Source organism: Roseateles sp. P2_H4 (genome assembly GCF_056403315.1).
This window is the reverse complement of the sequence record NZ_JBFUFR010000037.1, coordinates 26,860-46,123: the sequence shown is the minus strand read 5'-3', so window position 1 is coordinate 46,123 and position 19,264 is coordinate 26,860. Positions and strand designations below refer to the sequence as shown.

Sequence of the window (19,264 nt, the reverse complement as noted above, 5' to 3'; positions counted from 1 at the left end):
CTTGGCGGCGGGTGCCTCAGGCCGCTTGATCCTCGTCAAGCAAGATGCGTTCAGCCTCGTTTTCGAAGCCATCCAGTTGTCCGGAGTTCACGGCCCAGCCGAAAACGGCCACGATGAGCAGCACCAGCACGACCGAGAAGGGGATGAGGAGATAGAGGATGTCCATCAGCGGTTCAACCTCTGCGCGTTGAGCACGACGAACAGCGAGCTGCAGGCCATGCCGATGCCCGCTGCGAGCGGCGGCAACCAGCCCGTCAGCGCCAAGGGCACGCAGGCCAGGTTGTAAAGCGCGGCCCAGGCCAGGTTCTGGCGCAGCACGCGGCGCGTCTTGCGCGCCAGCACGAGGGCCTGCGGCAGCGCCATCAGCCGGCCGGACACCAGCAGCGCGTCCGCCGCGCTGCGCGCCAGCATGGCGCCCTGCCCCATGGCGATGCGCACGTCGGCCGCGGCCAGCACCGGCGCATCGTTGATGCCGTCACCCACCATCAGCACGCGCTCATGCGCCGCCTGCCAGCCACGCAGGGCGGCCAGCTTGGACTCGGGCGTGGCGCCTGCGCGCCAGTGCACGATGTCCAGCAGCGCCGCCATGCGCGCGACGGCGGCCGGTTGGTCGCCCGACAGCAGGCGCACGCGCATGCCTTGGGCGCGCAAGGTCTTGACCGCTTCGGCCGCGTCGGCGCGTGGCGCCTCGGCCAGGTCCAGCCACAGCACGCAGTCGCCACAGCCGAAAGCCAGCCGCGCAGCCGGGTCGGGCCGCTCGCTGACCCAGGCCGGTGCACCCAGGCGCCAGAGCTGGCCGGTGGCGTCGCGCGCCTCGACGCCTCGGCCTGCCAGTTCGCGCACGTCCGTCCAGACACCAGCGTCGCCCGCCAGGGCCTGCGCATGCGGATGGCGCGACAGCGCCGCCAGGCTGCGCGCGACGGCCAGCAGTGCATCGGCATCGGCGCCCTGGGCCCAATGCCGGCGCAGCTGCAGGCGGTCCTCGCTGAGCGTGCCCGTCTTGTCGAAGACGACGGTGTCGACGGCACACAGCCTCTCCAGCGCCGACAGATCCGTGAGCAACAGGCCGCGCCGCGCCAACGCACCGCTGGCCGTGAGCCAGGCCGCGGGCGCGGCCAGTGTCAGTGCGCAGGGACAGGTCACGATGAGGACAGCCACCGCGACGGCGAATGCGCGCGAGGGGTCCAGCCACCACCAGGCCACGCCGGCCCCCAGCGCCAGCAGCAGCACGACCGCCGTGAAGCCTGCGGCCACGCGGTCGACCACACCGTAGACAGAAGGCCGTTGGCTCTGGGCCTGCTGCATCAGCCTGACGATGCCCTGGGCCGTCGTGTCGGCACCCACGCGCAGCACGCTGACGATGAGCGAGCCCTCCAGATTGATGCTGCCGGCCACGACCGTATCGCCCACTGCCTTGGCGACCGGCGCGGATTCACCCGTCAGCAGGGCCTCGTTGGCCCATCCCTGGCCGGACAGCACGCAGCCATCGGCCGCGAAGGCCTCGCCGGCCGCGACGCGGATGCGGTCGCCCACGCGCAAGGCCTCGGGCGCGACGCGCTCGCTGCCGCCATTGCCAAGCAAGCGCTCAGCCACCGTGGGCAAGGCGCCCGCGACCGCCTCCAGCGCGTCCGCCGCGCGGTGCCGCGCTCCCAGCTCGAACCAGCGTGCCAGCAGCAGCAACGCGATGAACATCGTCATCGAGTCGAAATAGACCTCATGACCCAGCGGGCCGCCGGGGTCGAACAGCGCGCCGGTGCTGGCAACAAACGTGACCGCGATGCCAATCGCCACCGGCACATCCATGCCCAGCCGACCGGCACGCAGCTGCCGCCACGCACCGCTGAAGAAGGGTCCGGCCGCAAAGGCCATCACCGGCAGCGTCAGCACCCAGCTGCCCCAGCACAGCAGCCGCGCCAGGTCGGGCGCCAGCTCGCCCGCGCCAGCCACATAGGCTGGCGTCGCCAGCATCATGACCTGCATCATCAGGAAGCCCGCGACGAACAGCCGCCACAGCGCGCGCCGTCTCTCCTGCCGGCGCAGCTCGCGTGCCGGCGCGGCGACGTCGGGCGTTGCCCGGTAGCCCGCTGCCTGCAGCGCCGCCATCACATCGGCCAGCGCGAGGCGCGACGGCAGCCATTGCAAGGCCAGCCGGGCCGAAGCTGGATTCACGCTCGCGCCACTGACGCCCGGCAGTTTCAGCAACGCCGCCTCGATCAACCCCGAACAGGCCGCGCAATGCATGCCGGCCACCTGGAACTGCGACAGCGCCGCACCGGCCTGGCCGTCGGGCCAGGTCGTGAAGGGGGCAAGGAGGCCGGCGTCGGCCTCGGCCGCGCACAAACCTGGAGGGGGAGCGCTCACGCCGGCAATCTAAGTGCACCACCCTGCCGCGGCCATGATCTGCATCAAGGCGTTGGCATCCCACCCCGACGGGAACGCATATTGCGTGTGTTCCAGGGCCTGCAGCTTTTCAGGAGGCCCCCTCATGTCGGATCTGTCGATACCCGTGGACGCCGCCAACGATGCGTCCGCCACGCAGTTCTCCCACGTCAAGCCCGGGGACACGCCCTGGCGCCCCGACGGGCTGAGAGACTTCTTCCTCTACCGCGACCTCGGCGTGGCCGCGGCCACCGGCGGCAAGGTCATCGCGCACCTTGTGAAGGCGAATATGGCCCCTGAAAAGGGCACGGGATGGCACCGCCATGAGGCGGAATTCCAGATCGTGCTGATGACCAAGGGCTGGGCCAAGTTCATGTACGGCGACCAGGTGACGCTGGTGGAGGCCGGCGACTGCGTGCACCAGCGCCCCGGCATCGTGCATTACCTGTTCGATTACTCGCCGGACATGGAGTACCTGGAGATCGTGTCGCCCGCCGACTTCGGCACCGTGGACATGCCGGCGCCCTGCGAGGTGCCGGTGCCCTCGCCCTGGGACTAGCCCTGGGGCTAGAAGTCCATGTCCAGTTGCTCGATCTCGTCGGGCTCGAGCTTGGCCGCAGACGTCCACTCCTTGAGCTCGGGCATGGCGCTGAGGGTCTTGCAATACGCCATACAGGCGGCGTTCAGCGGCACGTCGTAGGTCATGAAGCGCGTGACGACGGGCGCAAAGAAGGCGTCGGCGGCGCTGCGCTTGGCGCCGAACAGATAGGGGCCGCCGTAGCGGGACAGACAGTCGGTCCAGATCTCGGTGACGCGTTCGATGTCGGGCTTGGCGCCAGCCCAGATCTTGTGGCGCGGGAAGTGCCCCTTGAGGTTCATGGGCAGGGACGCGCGCAGATTGGCGAAACCCGAATTCATCTCGCCGCAGATGGCCCGCGCATGGGATCGCGCGACGCGGTCCGCGGGCCACAGGCCGGCTTTGGGAAAGCTCTCGTTCAGGTATTCGGCGATGGCCATGTTGTTCCAGACCGTCACGCCGTCATGGCGCAGGCAGGGCACGCGGATGGACGGCGCCAGCAGCAGCAGTTCCTTGCGCGCATCCTCATCGTCGGGCGAGACCATGATCTCCTCGAAGGCCAGGCCGGCAAAGCGCGTCAGCAGCCAGCCGCGCAGCGACCAGGACGAATAGTTCTTGCTGCTCAACGTCAGCGTGGCCGCGGGCGCCACCGCGGCCTTGGGCTTGCGGGCGGGCGCGGTTTTCGCGGCCTTGCTGGCGGGTCGGGTCGGCGTGGCAACAGGCATGGGCGTCTCCTCGACGGTCTTGGCAGCTGGATCGACGCAAGGCCCATGCCATGCTGGCGCGCTCCTTGCGTTGCCTGAAGTACCCAGGCCTTGCAGGAGCCACCATGTACCCCGCCTACCAGGCCCACAGCGATCTGATGTGGCCGCTGCGCGCGGCCACGCGCCTGTCGATGCCCTTCCTGCAACAGCCGGCCATAGCCGACGCCGGCTGGCTGCCGGTGCGCCAATGGTCGGCCGCCGGCAAGGTGTTCGAGCTGGCCCAGATCACCCACACGCGCCCGCCCTGGCGCATCGGCGAGATCACCAGCGGCGACGAACGCTGGCCGGTCACCGAGGAAGCGGCCTTGACCACGCCCTTCGCGACGCTGCTGCGCTTTCGCAGGGAGGGCGCGCCGCCAAGCCCCAAGGTGATGGTGGTGGCGCCGATGTCGGGCCACTTCGCCACGCTGCTGCGCGACACCGTGCGCACGCTGCTGCAGGACCACGACGTCTATGTCACCGACTGGCACAACGTGCGTGACGTGCCGCTGTCGGCTGGCCGCTTCGGTCTCGATGAATACACCGGCCACCTGATCGACTTCCTGGCCGCCATCGGCCCGCAAGCGCACGTGGTGGCCGTCTGCCAGCCCTGCGTCAGCGCCCTGGCCGCCGTGGCCGTGATGGCCGAGGACGACCATCCCGCCACGCCGGCCAGCCTGACGCTGATGGCCGGCCCCATCGACTGCCGCGTCAGCCCCACGGCCGTCAACGAGCTGGCGACCAGCAAGCCCATCAGCTGGTTCAAAAAGAACCTCATCAGCCATGTGCCCTGGCAGCACGCGGGCGCGGGCCGGCGCGTCTATCCGGGCTTTGTGCAGCTGTCTGCCTTCATGAGCATGAACCAGGACAGGCACACGAATGCCTTCAAGGACTACTACAAGCATCTCGTCGCCGATGAATTCGACAAGGCCGAGGTCACGCGCATGTTCTACGAGGAATACCTGGCCGTGGCCGACCTTGCGGCGGACTTCTATCTGGAAACGGTGGAACGCGTCTTCCAGACCTATGACCTGCCGCGCGGCGAGATGATGTTCAAGGGCCGGCGCGTGAACCCGGCGGCCATCCGCCGCACGGCCCTGCTGACCGTGGAGGGCGAACGCGACGACATCTGCGCGGTCGGCCAGACGCTGGCAGCCCAGGACCTGGCCAGCAGCCTGAAGGCCTATCTGCGCACCCACTACATCCAGCCCAATGTGGGCCACTACGGCGTGTTCAGTGGGCGGCGCTGGCAGCACCAGGTCTATCCGCTGGTCCGTCATGTGATCCAGGTATCGCAATAAAAAAAGCCGGCGCGAGGCCGGCTTCTTCGAAGCGGAATTCGCTCAGGCGAAATTGGCTTCGGCGAACGACCAGTTGACGAGGTTCGACAGGAAGGTCTCGACGAACTTGGGACGCAGGTTGCGGTAGTCGATGTAGTAGGCGTGTTCCCACACGTCGACGGTCAGCAGGGCCTTGTCGGCGCCGGTCAGCGGCGTGCCGGCAGCGCCGGTGTTGACGATGTCGACCGAACCATCGGCCTTCTTGACCAGCCAGGTCCAGCCCGAGCCGAAGTTGCCGACGGCGCTCTTGACGAAGGCTTCCTTGAAGGCGGCGTAGCTGCCCCACTTGGCGGTGATGGCTGCGGCCAGCGCGCCACCGGGTTCACCGCCGCCTTGCGGCTTCATGCAGTTCCAGAAGAAGGTGTGGTTCCAGATCTGGGCGGCGTTGTTGTAGATCGGGCCCGGGTTCGGTGCCTTCTTGATGATCTCTTCCAGCGACAGGGCTTCGTACTCGGTGCCCTTTTGCAGGTTGTTGAGGTTCACGACGTAGGCGTTGTGGTGCTTGCCGTGGTGGAACTCCAGCGTTTCCTGGCTGTAGTGCGGAGCCAGCGAGTCGATGGGGTAAGGCAGCGGGGGCAGCGTGTGTTCCATGGTGTGAACCTCAGAGTGTTGGGGGGAAGGGAAACGCGGCGGATTGTAGGGAGCGCCAATCACCCTTGCGGCAAAGGCCGTACCCGCAAGACTTGCATGTCGGCGGCGCCGTCGGCCAGCACGGCGCGTACCTCGCGGCCCGGCTGCAGGGCCTGCACGGAGGTGATGGCACCGCCCTGCCCGTCATCCAGCCAGGCATAGCCCCGCGCCAGCACATGCTGGGGGTCCAGCGCCAGCAAGCGGGCCTGAAGCGCATCGAGCCGGATGTGCTGGCGGGCCAGGATCTCGCGGTGGGCGCGCTCATGGCGCTGTTCGAGATGGTTCAGCCGCTGGCCTTGCAGTTCGACGCGCCGCCGTGGGGCGGCGGCTGCGCGCTGGGCCAGCAGCCCTAACAGGCGGCGCTGGCGGGCCAGCGTGTCGCTGGGGCGGGACAGTCGCAACGCAAGGCGGTCCAGGCGCTGGGCCAGGGTTTGCAGGCGGTGATCGGTGCGCAGCGTCAGGCCGCGCTCCAGGGCGGCCAGGTGCTGCAGCAGGCTGGCGCGCGCCGGCGCGGCCAGCTCGGCGGCCGCCGTGGGCGTCGGGGCGCGCAGGTCGGCGGCCAGGTCGCACAGGGTCACATCGGTCTCGTGGCCGACGCCGCAGACGACGGGCAGGGCCGACGCCACCACCGCGCGCACGACGCGCTCGTCGTTGAAGGCCCAGAGGTCTTCCAGCGAACCGCCGCCACGCACCAGCAGCAGCACGTCGACCTCGGCGCGCGCATTGGCCGCCTGCAGGGCGCGGACCAGGGCCGGCGGCGCCTCGGCGCCCTGCACCGGGCTGGGGTAGACGACCACCTCCACCTGGGGCGCCCGCCGGGCCAGTGCCGTCAGCACGTCATGCAGGGCCGCACCGGCGGTCGACGTGACGACGCCGATGCGCCGCGGGTGGTTGGGCAAGGCGCGTTTGGTGTCCGCCGCGAACAGGCCTTCGGCGTCGAGCCGCGCGCGCAGCTTCAGGAATTGCTCGTACAGCGTGCCGGCGCCGGCCCGGCGCATGGCCTCGACGACGAATTGCAGTTCCCCCCGCGGCTCGTAGACGGCGACGCGGCCACGCACCTCGACGAGCACGCCCTCGCCGGGCGCAAAGTCCAGCATGGCCGCCGCGCGGCGGAACATCGCGCAGCGCAGGCTCGCCGCCTGGCCGTCGGCGTCCTTCAAACCGAAGTAACAATGGCCGCTGGCGGCGCGGGTGAAGCCGGAGATCTCGCCGCCGACGGCAACGACGGAGAAGCGCTCGGCCAGGCTTTGGCTCACCGCCTCCAGCAGGCCGGCCACGCCCCAGACACGTCGGCCGGATGCGGCTTCGCGAGGCTCAATCACGCGCAAACCCAATGCCGGCGCGGGCCGGGAAGTCCACAGCCGCGCCAATACTGGGCTGGCGGGCAATTTCGGCTCATTTCACTCGTCATGAAGCTGTCATGAGCACATAAGGCCTTGTTTTTCAATTCGAATTCCACTGCTCAAATTGGAGGCAACTTGTCCAAGGCCTTGATTTGACGGCCTCTGCCGGCTGCTTGAGCGGCCTTGCCCACAAAGTTATCCACAGCAACGGTGGATTGTGGGAACGCTTTCGCCGCTGCGAGGTCGGGCCGAAGCTCGCAAGCCTGGGGCCATAATCCCGCGCACTCATCCGGCCGTCAGCGGCCGTTTTTGTAGTCGGCCTGCGGGCCTTTTCATCGACGGGGACGCCCTTGTTTTCGATCATACAAGCCGCCGGTTGGCCGATCTGGCCCTTGCTCCTGTGCTCCGTGGTGGCCCTGGCCCTGATCATCGAGAGGCTGTCCAGCCTGCGAGCCAGCCGCATCCTGCCGCCGCGGCTGCTGGAGGACGTCATGAACGTCAGCGCCCAGCAACTGCCCGCGCCCGACATGGTCGACCGCCTGGCCGAGAACTCCCTGCTGGGCGAGGTGCTGGCCTCCGGCCTGCGCGCCGTGACGGCCGAGCCGCAGATGCCCGAGGGCAAGCTGCGCCTGGTGTTCGAGTTCGCCGGCCGCCGCGCCGTGCACCAGCTCGAGCGCTATATGAACACCCTGGGCACCATCGCCACGGCGGCGCCGCTGCTGGGCCTGATGGGCACGGTGGTGGGCATGATCGAGATCTTCGGCAGCCAGACGCCCGGCGGCGGCAACCCCGCCCAGCTCGCGCACGGCATCTCCATCGCCCTCTACAACACGGCCTTCGGCCTGATGATCGCCATCCCCTCGCTGATGTTCTACCGCTACTTCCGTGGCCGCATCGAGGAGTACGTGCTCGAGCTCGAAGCCGCTGCCGACCGCCTCTTGGGTCAGCTGCGCCGCTATACGGCCTGAACTCGCCGAGAACGCCATGCGCTTTCGCTCTCCCCACCGCGAGCCGCCCGAGATCAACCTGATCCCCTTCATCGACGTGCTGTTGGTGATCCTGATCTTCCTGATGCTGTCGACGACCTATTCCAAGTTCACCGAGCTGCAGATCACCCTGCCCTCGGCCGACGCGGACAAGCTCAAGGACAGGCCGCAGGAGGTCATCGTCGGCATCGCCGCCGACGGCCGCTTCGTCGTCAACCGCCAGCCGGTGGAAGGCCGCTCGGTGGACATCCTCATCGGTGCGCTGCGCCAGGCCTCGGGCGGCAATGCCGAGGCGTCGCTGATCATCTCGGCCGACGCCGCCACGCCCCACCAGGCCGTCGTCAACGTGATGGACGCCGCGCGCCGCGTTGGCCTGACGCGTGTCACCTTCGCCGCGCAAACTGACGCTCGCTGATAGCCTGCAGCAACAGTGGCTGACGGGCGGTGCGCTGTCCGTCGCTCTGCTGCCCTTGAGCTGGCTCTACCGTGGCCTGCTGGCACTGCGAAGTGCGGCCTATCGCCTGGGCCTGAAACGCGTCGAGAAGCTGCCTGTCCCCGTCATCGTCGTCGGCAACTGGATCGTCGGCGGTGCCGGCAAGACGCCGACGACGCTGGCCCTGCTGGCGCTGCTGCGCGAGCGCGGCCTGCGCGCCGGCGTCGTGTCACGCGGCTATGGGCGCGACGGCGACGGGGTGCGCCTCGTCACGCGGGTGTCGACGGCGCGCGAGGTCGGCGACGAGCCCCTGCTCATCCATCTGCGCAGCGGCGTGCCGGTGGCGGTGGGCAGCGACCGGGTCGCCGCCGCGCGCGCGCTGCTGGCCGCCGAACCCCGGCTGCAGCTGCTGGTCAGCGACGACGGATTGCAGCACTGGCGGCTGCCGCGGAGCTTGAGTTTGCTGGTCTTCGACGAGCGCGGCCTGGGCAATGGCCGATTGCTGCCGGCCGGCCCCCTGCGCCAGCCGCCCGCGCCGCTGATGGCCGACCAGCTCGTCGTCTACAACGCAGCGCGCCCCAGCACCGCCCTGCCCGGCTTTGTCGCCGAGCGCCGCCTGGCCGGCGCCGTGACACTGGCCGACTGGTGGGCCGGCAAACCGGCGCAGATGGACGCGCTGCTGGCGCTGCGGGAGCGTGCCGGGCTGCTGGCCATCGCCGGCGTCGCGCGGCCGCAGCGCTTCTTCGACATGCTGGCCGGCCTCGGCCTGAGCGTTGAAACCCTGGCCCTGCCCGATCACGCCGATTTCGCCGACCTGCCCTGGCCCGCCGACGCGCGCGGCATCCTGCTGACTGAGAAGGACGCCGTGAAGCTGCCGCCCGGACGCGTCGGCAACCTGCCCGTCTGGGTCGTGGCGCTAGACTTCTGGCCCGGCGCCGGCTTCGAGGCCGCGCTGGACGCCCAACTGCACCCACTCTTCCCTCCCGCCTGATGGATCAACGTCTCATCGAAATGCTGGTCTGCCCGCTGTGCAAGGGGCCGCTGACTCTGCTGCGCGAGGGCGCTGGGTTGGAGCTCCCCGCCCTGGCCTGCCGTGCCGACCGCCTGGCCTTCCCCATCCGCGACGGCATTCCGCTGATGCTGGAGAGCGAGGCCAAGCCCTGGGATCCCGAGGCCGCCAGCGCGCCGGTGCCGCTCGCACCGTGAGCGCCGCGCCGGGCCGCCCCAAGCAAGCTCGCTCCCGCTTGGCGGGACAGGCCGCAGGCCGAAGGGCGCACCAATGAGCTTCACTGTCATCATCCCGGCGCGCCTGGCGTCAACCCGGCTGCCCAACAAGCCGCTGGCCGACATCGCCGGCCTGCCGATGATCGTGCGCGTCGCCCAACGCGCGGCGCTATCCGGCGCCGGCCAGATCGTCGTCGCGACCGACTCCCCCGAAGTGGCGGCTGCCTGTGCCGCCCATGGCGTGCGCGCGCTGATGACGCGCGCCGACCATCCATCCGGCAGCGACCGCCTCGCCGAGGCCGTCGAGCAACTCGGCCTGGCCGACGATGCCGTCGTCGTCAATGTGCAGGGCGACGAGCCGCTGATCGCGCCGGCCATGATCGATGCCTGTGCGACCACGCTGACCGCGCAGCCCGACTGCGTGATGGCGACGGTCGCGCATGCGCTGACCGATCCTTCCGAGTTCGCGAACCCGAATGTCGTCAAGCTGGTCACCGACCAGGCCGGCCGGGCCCTGTATTTCTCGCGCGCGCCCATCGCCTGGTGGCGCGATGGCGCGGGCCAGCCGAATGGCGCGCTGCGCCATGTCGGCCTCTACGCCTACCGCGCCGGCTTCCTGCGCCGCTTCCCGACGCTGGCCGTCAGCCCGCTCGAGCAGATCGAGTCGCTGGAGCAGTTGCGCGTGCTCTGGCATGGGGAACGCATTGCCGTTCACGTCAGCGAGGAGCGGCCGGGTCCGGGGGTCGACACGCCCGAGGATCTGGAGCGCGTGAGGCAGCTCATCAAGGGTTGACACGTCAGGCCCCCGAAAGGCCACATGCGATACTCAACCGCTGATTTATGCAGGACTTTTTCAGAGTCCTGACGAGACGAGGAGACCCATGCGATTGATCCTTCTGGGCGCACCCGGCGCCGGCAAAGGCACCCAAGCTGCCTTCATCTGCAAGCAATTCGGCATTCCGCAGATCTCCACCGGCGACATGCTGCGCGCCGCCATCAAGGCCGGCACCGCCATGGGCCTGGCCGCCAAGGCCGTCATGGATTCGGGCGCCCTGGTCAGCGACGACATCATCATCGGCCTCGTCAAGGAACGCATTGCCCAGGACGACTGCGCCAAGGGTTTCCTGTTCGACGGTTTCCCCCGCACCCTCCCCCAGGCCGATGCGATGAAGGCCGCCGGCGTCAAGCTGGACTATGTGCTCGAGATCGACGTGCCCTTTGACGCCATCATCGAGCGCATGAGCGGCCGCCGCGTGCATGTGGCCTCGGGCCGCACCTATCACGTCAAGTTCAACCCGCCCAAGGTCGCCGGCAAGGACGACGAGACCGGCGAGGAGCTGATCCAGCGCGAGGACGACAAGGAAGAGACCGTCAAGAAGCGCCTGGACGTCTATTCCGCGCAGACCCGCCCGCTGGTCGACTACTACTCGCAATGGGCCGCCACCGGCGACGCCAACGCGCCCAAGTACCGCCGCATCGAAGGCGTCGGCTCGGTCGACGACATCATGAAGAAGGCGCTCGCGGCACTGGCCTGAGCAAGCCTTCTTGAACAAAGCCGCGGCGCCTGAGCCCCGCGGCTTTTTTGTCGTCCACAATTGACGTTTACGTCAACCAATCAACCCAGGAGATCCTCATCATGGAAATCGCAGGCAAGGTGTTCATCGTCACCGGCGGCGCCTCGGGCCTCGGCGAAGGCACGGCCCGCATGCTGGCCGCCCACGGCGCCAAGGTCGTCATCGCCGATCTGCAGGTCGAGCGCGGCCAGCAGGTGGCGGCCGAGATCGGCGGCGCTTTCGTCAAATGCGACGTCAGCCAGGAGGCCGACGGCCAGGCCGCCGTCGCCGCGGCCGTCGCCATGGGCAAGCTGATGGGCCTCGTCAACTGCGCCGGCATCGCGCCGGCCATCAAGACGGTCGGCAAGGAGGGTGCCCACCCGCTGGCGTCCTTCAGCAAGACGGTCACGGTCAACCTGATCGGCACCTTCAACATGATCCGCCTGGCCGCCGAGGCCATGTCCAGGAACGAGCCGGAAGCCACCGGCGAGCGCGGCGTGATGATCTCGACGGCTTCGGTCGCCGCCTATGACGGCCAGATCGGCCAGGCCGCCTACGCGGCCTCCAAGGGCGGCGTCGTCGGCATGACGCTGCCGATCGCCCGCGACCTGGCCCGCAACGGCATCCGCAACATGACCATCGCTCCCGGCATCTTCGGCACGCCGATGCTGTTCGGCATGCCCCAGGAGGTGCAGGACGCACTGGCCGCGAGCGTGCCCTTCCCGAGCCGCCTGGGCAAGCCAGAGGACTACGCCAAGCTGGTGCACCAGATCGTCACCAACGACATGCTGAACGGCGAGGTCATCCGTCTGGACGGCGCGATCCGCATGGCGCCGAAATAAGGCCCCTCGTCCGGTCTCGGCCCGCTGGTGTCGCTAGTGCCGCTGACGTGGCAAATGCTTCGCAAGCAACAATGGAAAAAGGGCCTGGTTCGCACCAGGCCCTTTTTGTTTGGTGATCCGAAGATCAGATCAGCGCTTGGCCGAACGCGACTGGATGACCCACAGGCGAGCCAGGTCGGCAGCGCCTTCGTTGCCCTTGACCGTCTTCCAGGCTGCCTGGGCCTTGGCAGGCTCGCCGGCCAGTTGATGGGCCAGGCCGAGGTAGAGCTTGGCGTCTTCGGGGCGCTTCAGGTTGCCCTTGGCGATGCCCTGTTCGATCTGGTCGATGCCCTTTTTGGCGTTGCCGCCGAAGGCATTGGCCAGGCCGAGGGTCACGAAGGCATTGCCATCCTTGGCTTGCTCGGCGGCCTTCACGTTGGCCTCGGCTGCGGCCTTGGCCTCGCCGATCTTCTTGACCATCAGGTCGGCCAGGCGCTTGTGGCGGGCGCCTTCGGCACCTTGACCCAGCACGCCAGCGGCGAGACCCTTGTCGACGACCTGCTTGCCCTCTTCGGGATAGCCGGCCTGGGCGGCCAGCTGGGCCATTTCCATGTAGTCCTCGGCACCGCGGGACATGTTGCCGGTGGCCAGGCGCAGGCGATACAGGTCGAGCGCGTAACGGCTGCTGTCGAAGCTCTTCTTCTCCGGCAGGCCGCCCAGGATCTGGGCCCACAGCTTGGGATCGGGGTAGTAGTTCAACAGCTTCTCGGTCGCGAGGGCCTCAGCGCTCGCGTCACCCTTCTTCTGCGCCGCCCAGAGCAGATTGGTGAGCTTGTCCTTCGCCGGGGCGCGGCCGGCCTTCTCGTCGCTCTGGATCTCGGCCAGCGTGTCCTTCAGGAAACCCGACACGTCGCCCGACTTGAACTGGGCCTGCTGCTGCACCTGCTTGACCGTCGGGCTGTTGCCACCGGCCGCGAAGTACTTGTTGGCCCATTCCAGCGCCTTGGCCGCATTGCCGCCACGCAGGTAGGTACCCGCAATGGCTTCCATGTACTGCAGTTGCTGCGGCTGTCCCAGCTTGCCGGCGCCCTTGAGCGCCTCGAAGGAACGCACCATCGTGTCAGGCTCGTTGGCACCCATGGCGGCCGAGAAGCGCACGCCTTCGATGGCGTTGTTCTCACCGGCCGTGCGGCCGCCGACGGCTTCCGCGTCACGCAGCTTGGCCAGGGCTTCCTTGTACTTGCCGGCCTTGACGAATTTGCTGGCATCGGTCAGCGGGGTGCCGACTTCCTTGCGCACGCTGTCCTGGGCAGACGCCTGGCTGAATCCGAACTCGGCACCGGGCGCGCCGTTCAGGGACAGGGCCAGGGCGCCAACGGCGACAGCCACCATGGTTTTCAGAGTATTCAATTTGCTCTCCTGCAAAGCAAAAACGCGCCGCCCTTTCGGGCAGCGCGCATCACAGTATCGTGGTCAGCGGTCCCGAGGACGTCACTTGACGTATTGCTCGTTACCAACCATGCCCATCTTCTTGACGCTGTTGCGCTGGGCCGAGGCCATCACCGCAGCCACTACACCGTAGTCCACCAGCTTGTTCGGCTTGATGTGGATTTCGGGCTGGTCGCCCAGCGGCATGGCGCCGACTTCCTGCATCTTCGCGTTGACCGCGTCGATGTTAGGCAGCGCGTCCGTGTCCCAGTAAACGGTACCGTCGAAGTCGATCATGACAACGTGAACGACCGGATCCTGCTGAGGCGGATTCGTGCTCGGCGGCGGCATGTCGAGGTTGACCGTGTGCAGCTGGATCGGGATGGTGATGATGAGCATCACCAGCAGGACCAGCATCACGTCGATCAGCGGCGTCGTATTGACGTCCATCATGACTTCGGGTTCACCGCTGCCAGACGAACTTCCAACATTCATTCCCATGTGTGACTCCTGGGATCAACCGCCGCGAGCCGGCGGCTCGGTGACGAAGTTGATCTTCATGATGCCGGCGCGCTGGCAGGCATAGATCACGCGACCGACCGACTCATAGCGGGACTTGTCGTCGCCGCGAATATGCACCTCGGGCTGCGGGTTCTTGACCGATTCCTTGCCGAGGCGCTTCACGAGCTCCTCCATGTCAGGAACCAGCTTGGTACCCCAATAGACTTCGCCGTCCTTGGCGACCGAGATTTCGATGTTTTCCGGTTTCGTGACGCGGACCTGGTTGGTCTCCTTGGGGAGATTCAACGCGATCGATTGCGTCACCACCGGCACGGTGATGAGGAAGATGATCAACAGCACCAACATCACGTCCACGAGGGGCGTGGTGTTGATGGAAGAGACCACATCTTCATCGCCGGAAGAGGATCCGACGTTCATGCCCATGGCATTGGCTCCTTTACGAGCGGCAGCTCAGGGATTAGCGCTTGGCGACCGAGCGGTTGCCCATCAGCACGCCGTGCAGATCGCCGGCGAACGAGCGGACCTGGCTCATGRCGGTCTTGTTGCGGTTGACCAGCCAGTTGTAGCCCAGCACGGCCGGAACGGCGACGAACAGACCGATGGCGGTCATGATCAGCGCGGCGCCCACGGGGCCTGCCACCTTGTCGATGGAAGCCTGGCCAGCCAGACCGATGGCGGTCAGCGCGTTCAGAATGCCCCACACCGTGCCGAACAGGCCGATGAAGGGAGCGGTCGAACCGACGGTTGCCAGGAAGCCCAGGCCGCCCGAGATCTTGGAGTTGACGTCGGCGACGGCGCGGTCGACGTTCATCGTCACCCAGCTGCTGTGGTCGATGTTCTCGGTCAGGGCGCCTTCATGGTGCTCCGAAGCCTCGATGGCGGCGGTGGCGATGTAGCGGAAGGCGCTTTCTTCCTTCAGGCTGCGAACGCCGTCAGCCAGGCTGGCCTTCTTGAAGAAGGTGGCGCGGACTTCCTTGGCTTCCGAAGCCAGCTTGCTGGTGTCCCACAGGCGGACGACCAGGATGTACCACGAGCCCATGGACATGATGCCCAGCAGAACCAGCACGGCCTGGTCAACGATGTTGCCGTGGGCCAGGATGTTGGTCAGGCTGTAGGGATTCTCAGCGGGCTTCGAAGYAGCGGCAGCCGGAGCGGCGGCGGCGTCAACCGAGGCGGCAGAGGCAGCGTCGGCCGGCTTCTGGTCTTGAGCGTGAGCGGGCGAAACAGCCAGGGTGGCGGCCATGGCGATAGCGGCCAGGAAGCCGGTGATGCGAGAAATCATGGAGTCAACTCCTAGGGAAAATTCTGGTTTGATGCGGTTTTCGGATGCGCCGGTCTGGCGCCGGGTTCGAAGCGAGGCTCTTATTCGATCTTGAACTGGAACTCCTGCTCGAACACGTGGTCGCCCGGGCATTCGTAGGTGTCCTGCAGCGTCTGCGTGATGGCTTGCGTCATTGCACGCTGGGCCTTGCGGTCGACACCACCACGCAGAGGCGTGATTTCGACAGAGGTGACGCGGCCGGCCTTCACGGTGGCGACGGCCTTGTAGAGGGCTTCGCCGCTCCAGTTGACGGACGGCAGTTCAGGTTTGCCCATCTTGGTGCAGACCATGGCCGCCTTGACCGGACCCGTACGCGGGGCAGCCGGCGGAGCCACGGGGGCCGGCGGCGGCGCCGGACGGACCGACTCGACGGCTGGCGGAGCAACCTGGGTGGATTGGATGGCCGGCGCCGGCGGTGCGGGCGCGGTCACCTGGAATTCGGGCGGGGGAACGAAAGGCGGTGGAGGTGCCTTGAGATCCGGGGGCGGCGGCACGACCTTCTCGGGCGGCGGCGGCGGTTTCACCTTCTCTTCGATCACCTTGACGTCGATGGGGCCGGTGACCTTCTTGACGATATCGCGAGCCAGCCCACTGGCCAGCGCATAGATGGCCACCACGTGGATCAGGACGACGACGCCGAACCCAGTGAACCGGGAAGCACCCTGCTTCTCCTCCGCAAAATTCATGCGCGCTCCTTCTTGCAACTACTAATCACAGTCAATGACTCTCTCGGACAAGCGGCCACTGCCACGGCGGAAGAAGTTGCGCTCCTGCCGTGAACTGGTTCCCGAAGGGCGTGCATTCTAGATCGCGGAAAGAACGATTCCGCCTCGTCGAAAACACGCAGTGCAGCCGGCATGTAAAGCTCTTTACACCTGCTCGCGCCAAAAAAAAACGCCCGGTGGCCAATAGCCGTCGGGCACACGTTTCATCGCCACGAACCAGGCGCAGCAGAACCACACCTCCGGCCAAACCTGGCCACAACGGCATCTTAGCTGCCGGTTTTGTCACGACTTCCTGGGGCTAACCCGGGCAAGGGCGACAGCGCGATTACATGCATCCAGAAACAAAAAAGGCCGCGCCGTGCGGCGCGGCCTGAGGTCAACAACCCATCAAATCAAGTTCAGAAGAACTTGTAGTTGATGCGGCCGTAGAACTGACGGCCCACGGGATTGGCGTAGGTGGCGTCGTAACCGGTCTGGAAGTTCAGCGAGTTACGCGACGACGACGGATCCTGGTCCAGCAGGTTCTTGATGCCGGCGGTCAGCGTCAGCGCCTTGGTGGGGCGGATGGCGAACTGGGCATCCCACGTGATGTAGGCCTTGACGGTACGCTGGGCCAGGTAGTCGGTGGTGTTCACCGCGGCCGGGTCCGTGTAGTCGTCGTAGCTGTGCGTGTAGTTGTTGGTCAGCACGGCGTCGAACATGCCCATCGACCAGCTGCCGCTCAGCGAGTGCCTCCAGCGCGGGGTGGCGCCGAAGTCCTTGAACTTGCCGAGATCGCTGGTCTTGGCGCCGCCGACGTACTGATAACCGTGGGTGACCACCAGTGCGCCGTCGAAGTTCACGCCGAAGGTGCCCATCGACGACTTGAAGCGGTACTGCGAGCTGAAGTCCAGGCCGGAAGCGTAGAACTTACCGTTGTTCTCGTACGGCAGGTAGACGTAGGTGATCGGGAAACGGTTGTCCTGGCTGCCCTTGAGGGGGTGAGCCTGGTCCGGGTCGTTCAGCGGGTCGAAGCGGTAGATGAAGTCCTTGTACTGGCTCGGGTTGCTCAGCACCTGGATTTCAGACTTCGGCTGGATGGGGTCCTTGATCTCGACGTTCCAGTAGTCGATGCCGAAGGTCATGTCCTTGATCGGCGAGAACACCAGGCCGGCGGAGAACTGGCGCGACTTCTCCGGCTTGACGTTCTTGTTGCCTTCCAGGGCGGTGGTCAGCTGGACATTGCACTCGTTGACGAACTCTTCCAGGTAGTAGGCCTGGTTGTTGAACGTGGAGTTCGGCAGGGGGTTGCCACCCGGGCAGCGGATCGGGTCGCTCCAGTTCGCACCGGTGTTGTTGCCGGACGTGAAGGGGCGCAGGTTCTCATACAGCGTCGGGGCGCGATAACCCTTGGCCACCGAGCCGCGGATCACGATGTCCTTGGTCGGCTGGAAGCGCACGCTGGCCTTCGGGCTGAAGCTGTTGAAGCTGGTGCCGAAGCTGTTCTTGTAGTTGTCGTAGCGAGCCGAGAAGTTGACTTCCAGGTCCTTGACGACGGGCACGTTGATTTCGCCGAACACGCCGTAGACCTTGCGGCTGCCGGTGACGCCCGGGATCGGGCCGCTGCCGCCGACTTCGTCGCCGCTGGCCAGCACCGGCTCGGAGATCTGGTTGAGCTTCTCTTCGCGGTAGTTGGCGCCCAGGGCGATGGCCAACGGGCCGGCGGCCAGTTCCATCAGGTCGCGCGACACGCGGAAGTCCAGTTCCGTGGACTTGGAGTCCGCGGCCTGCTGGCGGCCGGTCAGCAGCGAGCTGTCCAGCGCGGCCTTGCTGACCGCATCCTGGGCGCCGAAGACGTTGATGGCGCCGGAGGCCACCAGCGGCGTCAGCTTGGCATAGCTGTACTTGCCCGGGCCGAAGAAGATCTCGCCCTGGTTGCGGGAGTAGGTGACGGCGGTGTCGTAGTCCCAGCCGGCCAGCGTACCGCGCGCGCCCACCAGCAGGCGGTCGGTCTTCGTTTCGGTGATGTCGGAACGACCACCACCAGCCACCGTGCGCCAGGTGCCACCGATGGCGCCCGTCGGGGTGACGGCCATGTCGGCGGCGAGCACCGTGGCGGCGCCCAACACCGTGCCATTGGGCATCACGTAGCCGGCCGGCAGCGTCATGCCCTTGGGCAGCGTGATCGACTTCGGATAGAAGCGGCCGTTGGCCGGGTAGCTCATCGCCACCGTGTAGGGTGCCGGCGAGTAGAAGGACTGCACGCGGTCGCGGTTGTGCATCGCTTCCACGACGATCTGGTTGTCAGCGTTCAGCTGGAACACGCCGCGGCCGGCGATGTTCGCGCGCCACTGCTCGGGCACCAGGTCGATGAACTTGACATAGTCGGTACCGCACTGCGTGGCGCTGGCGGGCGAGCCGAAGGTGGCCAGGCCGAACTCGGGCGCATTGCAACCGAGGTAGCGCAGCGGATTGACACCGGTGTAGCGGTTGCCGGCCGTGTCGGTGAAGTTCAGGTTGGGAATGCCGTTGCGCGGCGAGGACTTGTTGATGCCCAGGTCAGGACGGACGGCCGAATTGGCGAAGGAGCGGTCCTTGGCCTTGACCGGCTGGACCTCTTCCTTGCCGGCCGTGATCATCACGTTGAAGCGGTCACGGTTCAGGTCGCCGAAACCGGCCGCGGTGCTGACGTTGCTGACGTTGCCGCCGGTCGTTTCGGACTTGTATTCGCTCCAGGAGACTTCAGCACCCTGGTAGTCCTTGCGCAGGATGAAGTTGATGACACCGGCCACGGCGTCGGCGCCGTAGATGGAGGAGGCGCCGTCACGGACGATTTCGACACGCTCGACAGCGGCCAGCGGGATGGAGTTCAGGTCGACCGGGTTGTTGCCGAAGGCGAAGTTGGCAACGCGGCGGCCGTTCAGCAGCACCAGCGTGTACTTGGAGCCCAGACCGCGCAGGTTGGCGGTGGCAGCACCACCCGTGGCACCCACGTTGTTGGCGACGACGCCGCCGCCGAAGCTGGAAGGGATCAGTTGCACGAGGTCCTGAACCGTCGTGGCGCCGCTGCGGGCGATGTCTTCCTTGGTGACGGTGGAGATAGGCAGCGAGCTCTCGGCGGAGACGCGCTTGATGCTGGAGCCGGTGATCTCGATGCGTTCCAGCTTCTGCGATTCCTGGGCCAGCGCGCTTGTTGCGGCCAGGGCCAGGATGGCGCTCGTGATGGTGGTTGTTTTGAACATTGACACTCCTGAATGGAT

General features: G+C 67.0%; 20 protein-coding genes. 9 read left to right on the top strand and 11 right to left on the bottom strand.

Annotated features, from left to right (window positions below; translation table 11 throughout):
• Nucleotides 1–16: 16 nt before the first annotated feature.
• The gene (gene ccoS / locus AC1DW3_RS23760; protein WP_477935541.1) at nucleotides 17–166 is read right to left on the bottom strand and encodes a cbb3-type cytochrome oxidase assembly protein CcoS; all 150 of its coding nucleotides are present in this window, start codon (nucleotides 164–166) and stop codon (nucleotides 17–19) included.
• Nucleotides 166–2,361: a heavy metal translocating P-type ATPase gene (locus tag AC1DW3_RS23755; protein ID WP_477935539.1), complete on the bottom strand. Its 2,196-nt coding sequence runs from the start codon at nucleotides 2,359–2,361 to the stop codon at nucleotides 166–168. Before AC1DW3_RS23755 ends, ccoS begins: the two co-directional genes overlap by 1 nt.
• A 124-nt stretch (nucleotides 2,362–2,485) precedes the next feature.
• On the opposite strand from AC1DW3_RS23755, the gene AC1DW3_RS23750 reads away from it, so the two are divergent.
• Complete coding sequence (locus AC1DW3_RS23750; RefSeq protein ID WP_477935537.1) at nucleotides 2,486–2,938, top strand: cupin domain-containing protein; 453 nt, start codon at nucleotides 2,486–2,488, stop codon at nucleotides 2,936–2,938.
• 8 nt (nucleotides 2,939–2,946) lie between these two features.
• Here AC1DW3_RS23750 and AC1DW3_RS23745 read toward each other — a convergent pair whose 3' ends face one another.
• Nucleotides 2,947–3,681, bottom strand: a complete 735-nt coding sequence (locus AC1DW3_RS23745) for a glutathione S-transferase family protein (RefSeq protein ID WP_477935535.1) — start codon at nucleotides 3,679–3,681, stop codon at nucleotides 2,947–2,949.
• 104 nt (nucleotides 3,682–3,785) lie between these two features.
• Here AC1DW3_RS23745 and AC1DW3_RS23740 point away from each other — a divergent pair, with 104 nt between their 5' ends.
• Complete coding sequence (locus tag AC1DW3_RS23740; protein WP_477935533.1) at nucleotides 3,786–5,000, top strand: polyhydroxyalkanoate depolymerase; 1,215 nt, start codon at nucleotides 3,786–3,788, stop codon at nucleotides 4,998–5,000.
• Between the two features lie 42 nt (nucleotides 5,001–5,042).
• Here the strand turns inward: AC1DW3_RS23740 and AC1DW3_RS23735 are convergent, their stop codons facing one another.
• Both AC1DW3_RS23735 and xseA read right to left on the bottom strand, forming a co-directional pair.
• The gene (locus tag AC1DW3_RS23735; protein ID WP_477935531.1) at nucleotides 5,043–5,630 is read right to left on the bottom strand and encodes a superoxide dismutase; all 588 of its coding nucleotides are present in this window, start codon (nucleotides 5,628–5,630) and stop codon (nucleotides 5,043–5,045) included.
• A gap of 59 nt (nucleotides 5,631–5,689) precedes the next feature.
• Nucleotides 5,690–6,991, bottom strand: coding sequence for an exodeoxyribonuclease VII large subunit (gene xseA, locus AC1DW3_RS23730; protein WP_477935529.1), 1,302 nt, complete (start codon nucleotides 6,989–6,991; stop codon nucleotides 5,690–5,692).
• Between the two features lie 371 nt (nucleotides 6,992–7,362).
• Here xseA and AC1DW3_RS23725 point away from each other — a divergent pair, with 371 nt between their 5' ends.
• The 7 genes from AC1DW3_RS23725 (at nucleotide 7,363) to AC1DW3_RS23695 (ending at nucleotide 12,050) form a co-directional block, all read left to right on the top strand.
• On the top strand, nucleotides 7,363–7,980 hold the full coding sequence (locus AC1DW3_RS23725; protein WP_056197795.1) for a MotA/TolQ/ExbB proton channel family protein: 618 nt from the start codon (nucleotides 7,363–7,365) through the stop codon (nucleotides 7,978–7,980).
• 16 nt (nucleotides 7,981–7,996) lie between these two features.
• A complete protein-coding gene (locus AC1DW3_RS23720; protein WP_477935526.1) occupies nucleotides 7,997–8,413 on the top strand; it encodes an ExbD/TolR family protein in 417 nt (138 codons plus the stop codon).
• A complete protein-coding gene (lpxK, locus tag AC1DW3_RS23715) occupies nucleotides 8,379–9,422 on the top strand; it encodes a tetraacyldisaccharide 4'-kinase (protein WP_477935524.1) in 1,044 nt (347 codons plus the stop codon). The genes AC1DW3_RS23720 and lpxK overlap by 35 nt, the downstream gene beginning before the upstream one ends.
• A complete protein-coding gene (locus AC1DW3_RS23710) occupies nucleotides 9,422–9,637 on the top strand; it encodes a Trm112 family protein (RefSeq protein WP_310261003.1) in 216 nt (71 codons plus the stop codon). Before lpxK ends, AC1DW3_RS23710 begins: the two co-directional genes overlap by 1 nt.
• Nucleotides 9,638–9,710: 73 nt before the next feature.
• Nucleotides 9,711–10,448, top strand: a complete 738-nt coding sequence (gene kdsB, locus AC1DW3_RS23705) for a 3-deoxy-manno-octulosonate cytidylyltransferase (RefSeq protein ID WP_477935522.1) — start codon at nucleotides 9,711–9,713, stop codon at nucleotides 10,446–10,448.
• A gap of 88 nt (nucleotides 10,449–10,536) precedes the next feature.
• Nucleotides 10,537–11,190: an adenylate kinase gene (adk, locus tag AC1DW3_RS23700; protein ID WP_477935520.1), complete on the top strand. Its 654-nt coding sequence runs from the start codon at nucleotides 10,537–10,539 to the stop codon at nucleotides 11,188–11,190.
• Between the two features lie 101 nt (nucleotides 11,191–11,291).
• Nucleotides 11,292–12,050, top strand: coding sequence for a 3-hydroxyacyl-CoA dehydrogenase (locus tag AC1DW3_RS23695; RefSeq protein WP_477935518.1), 759 nt, complete (start codon nucleotides 11,292–11,294; stop codon nucleotides 12,048–12,050).
• A 129-nt stretch (nucleotides 12,051–12,179) separates the two neighbouring features.
• On the opposite strand, the gene AC1DW3_RS23690 is transcribed toward AC1DW3_RS23695, so the two are convergent.
• The 6 genes from AC1DW3_RS23690 to AC1DW3_RS23665 all read right to left on the bottom strand — a co-directional run bounded on the left by AC1DW3_RS23690 (nucleotide 12,180) and on the right by AC1DW3_RS23665 (nucleotide 19,246).
• On the bottom strand, nucleotides 12,180–13,439 hold the full coding sequence (locus tag AC1DW3_RS23690; RefSeq protein ID WP_477935516.1) for a hypothetical protein: 1,260 nt from the start codon (nucleotides 13,437–13,439) through the stop codon (nucleotides 12,180–12,182).
• An 81-nt stretch (nucleotides 13,440–13,520) separates the two neighbouring features.
• Nucleotides 13,521–13,958, bottom strand: a complete 438-nt coding sequence (locus AC1DW3_RS23685; protein ID WP_477935514.1) for an ExbD/TolR family protein — start codon at nucleotides 13,956–13,958, stop codon at nucleotides 13,521–13,523.
• A gap of 15 nt (nucleotides 13,959–13,973) precedes the next feature.
• The gene (locus tag AC1DW3_RS23680) at nucleotides 13,974–14,402 is read right to left on the bottom strand and encodes an ExbD/TolR family protein (protein ID WP_477935512.1); all 429 of its coding nucleotides are present in this window, start codon (nucleotides 14,400–14,402) and stop codon (nucleotides 13,974–13,976) included.
• A 34-nt stretch (nucleotides 14,403–14,436) separates the two neighbouring features.
• Nucleotides 14,437–15,261, bottom strand: a complete 825-nt coding sequence (locus AC1DW3_RS23675) for a MotA/TolQ/ExbB proton channel family protein (RefSeq protein ID WP_477935510.1) — start codon at nucleotides 15,259–15,261, stop codon at nucleotides 14,437–14,439.
• Nucleotides 15,262–15,341: 80 nt separating this feature from the next.
• Entirely contained in the window at nucleotides 15,342–15,986 is a 645-nt protein-coding gene (locus AC1DW3_RS23670) for a hypothetical protein (RefSeq protein ID WP_477935508.1), read from the bottom strand.
• Between the two features lie 437 nt (nucleotides 15,987–16,423).
• Nucleotides 16,424–19,246 carry a TonB-dependent receptor plug domain-containing protein gene (locus AC1DW3_RS23665; RefSeq protein WP_477935506.1) on the bottom strand — a complete coding sequence of 941 codons (2,823 nt, stop codon included), beginning with the start codon at nucleotides 19,244–19,246 and terminating at the stop codon, nucleotides 16,424–16,426.
• Between the last annotated feature and the right edge of the window lie 18 nt (nucleotides 19,247–19,264).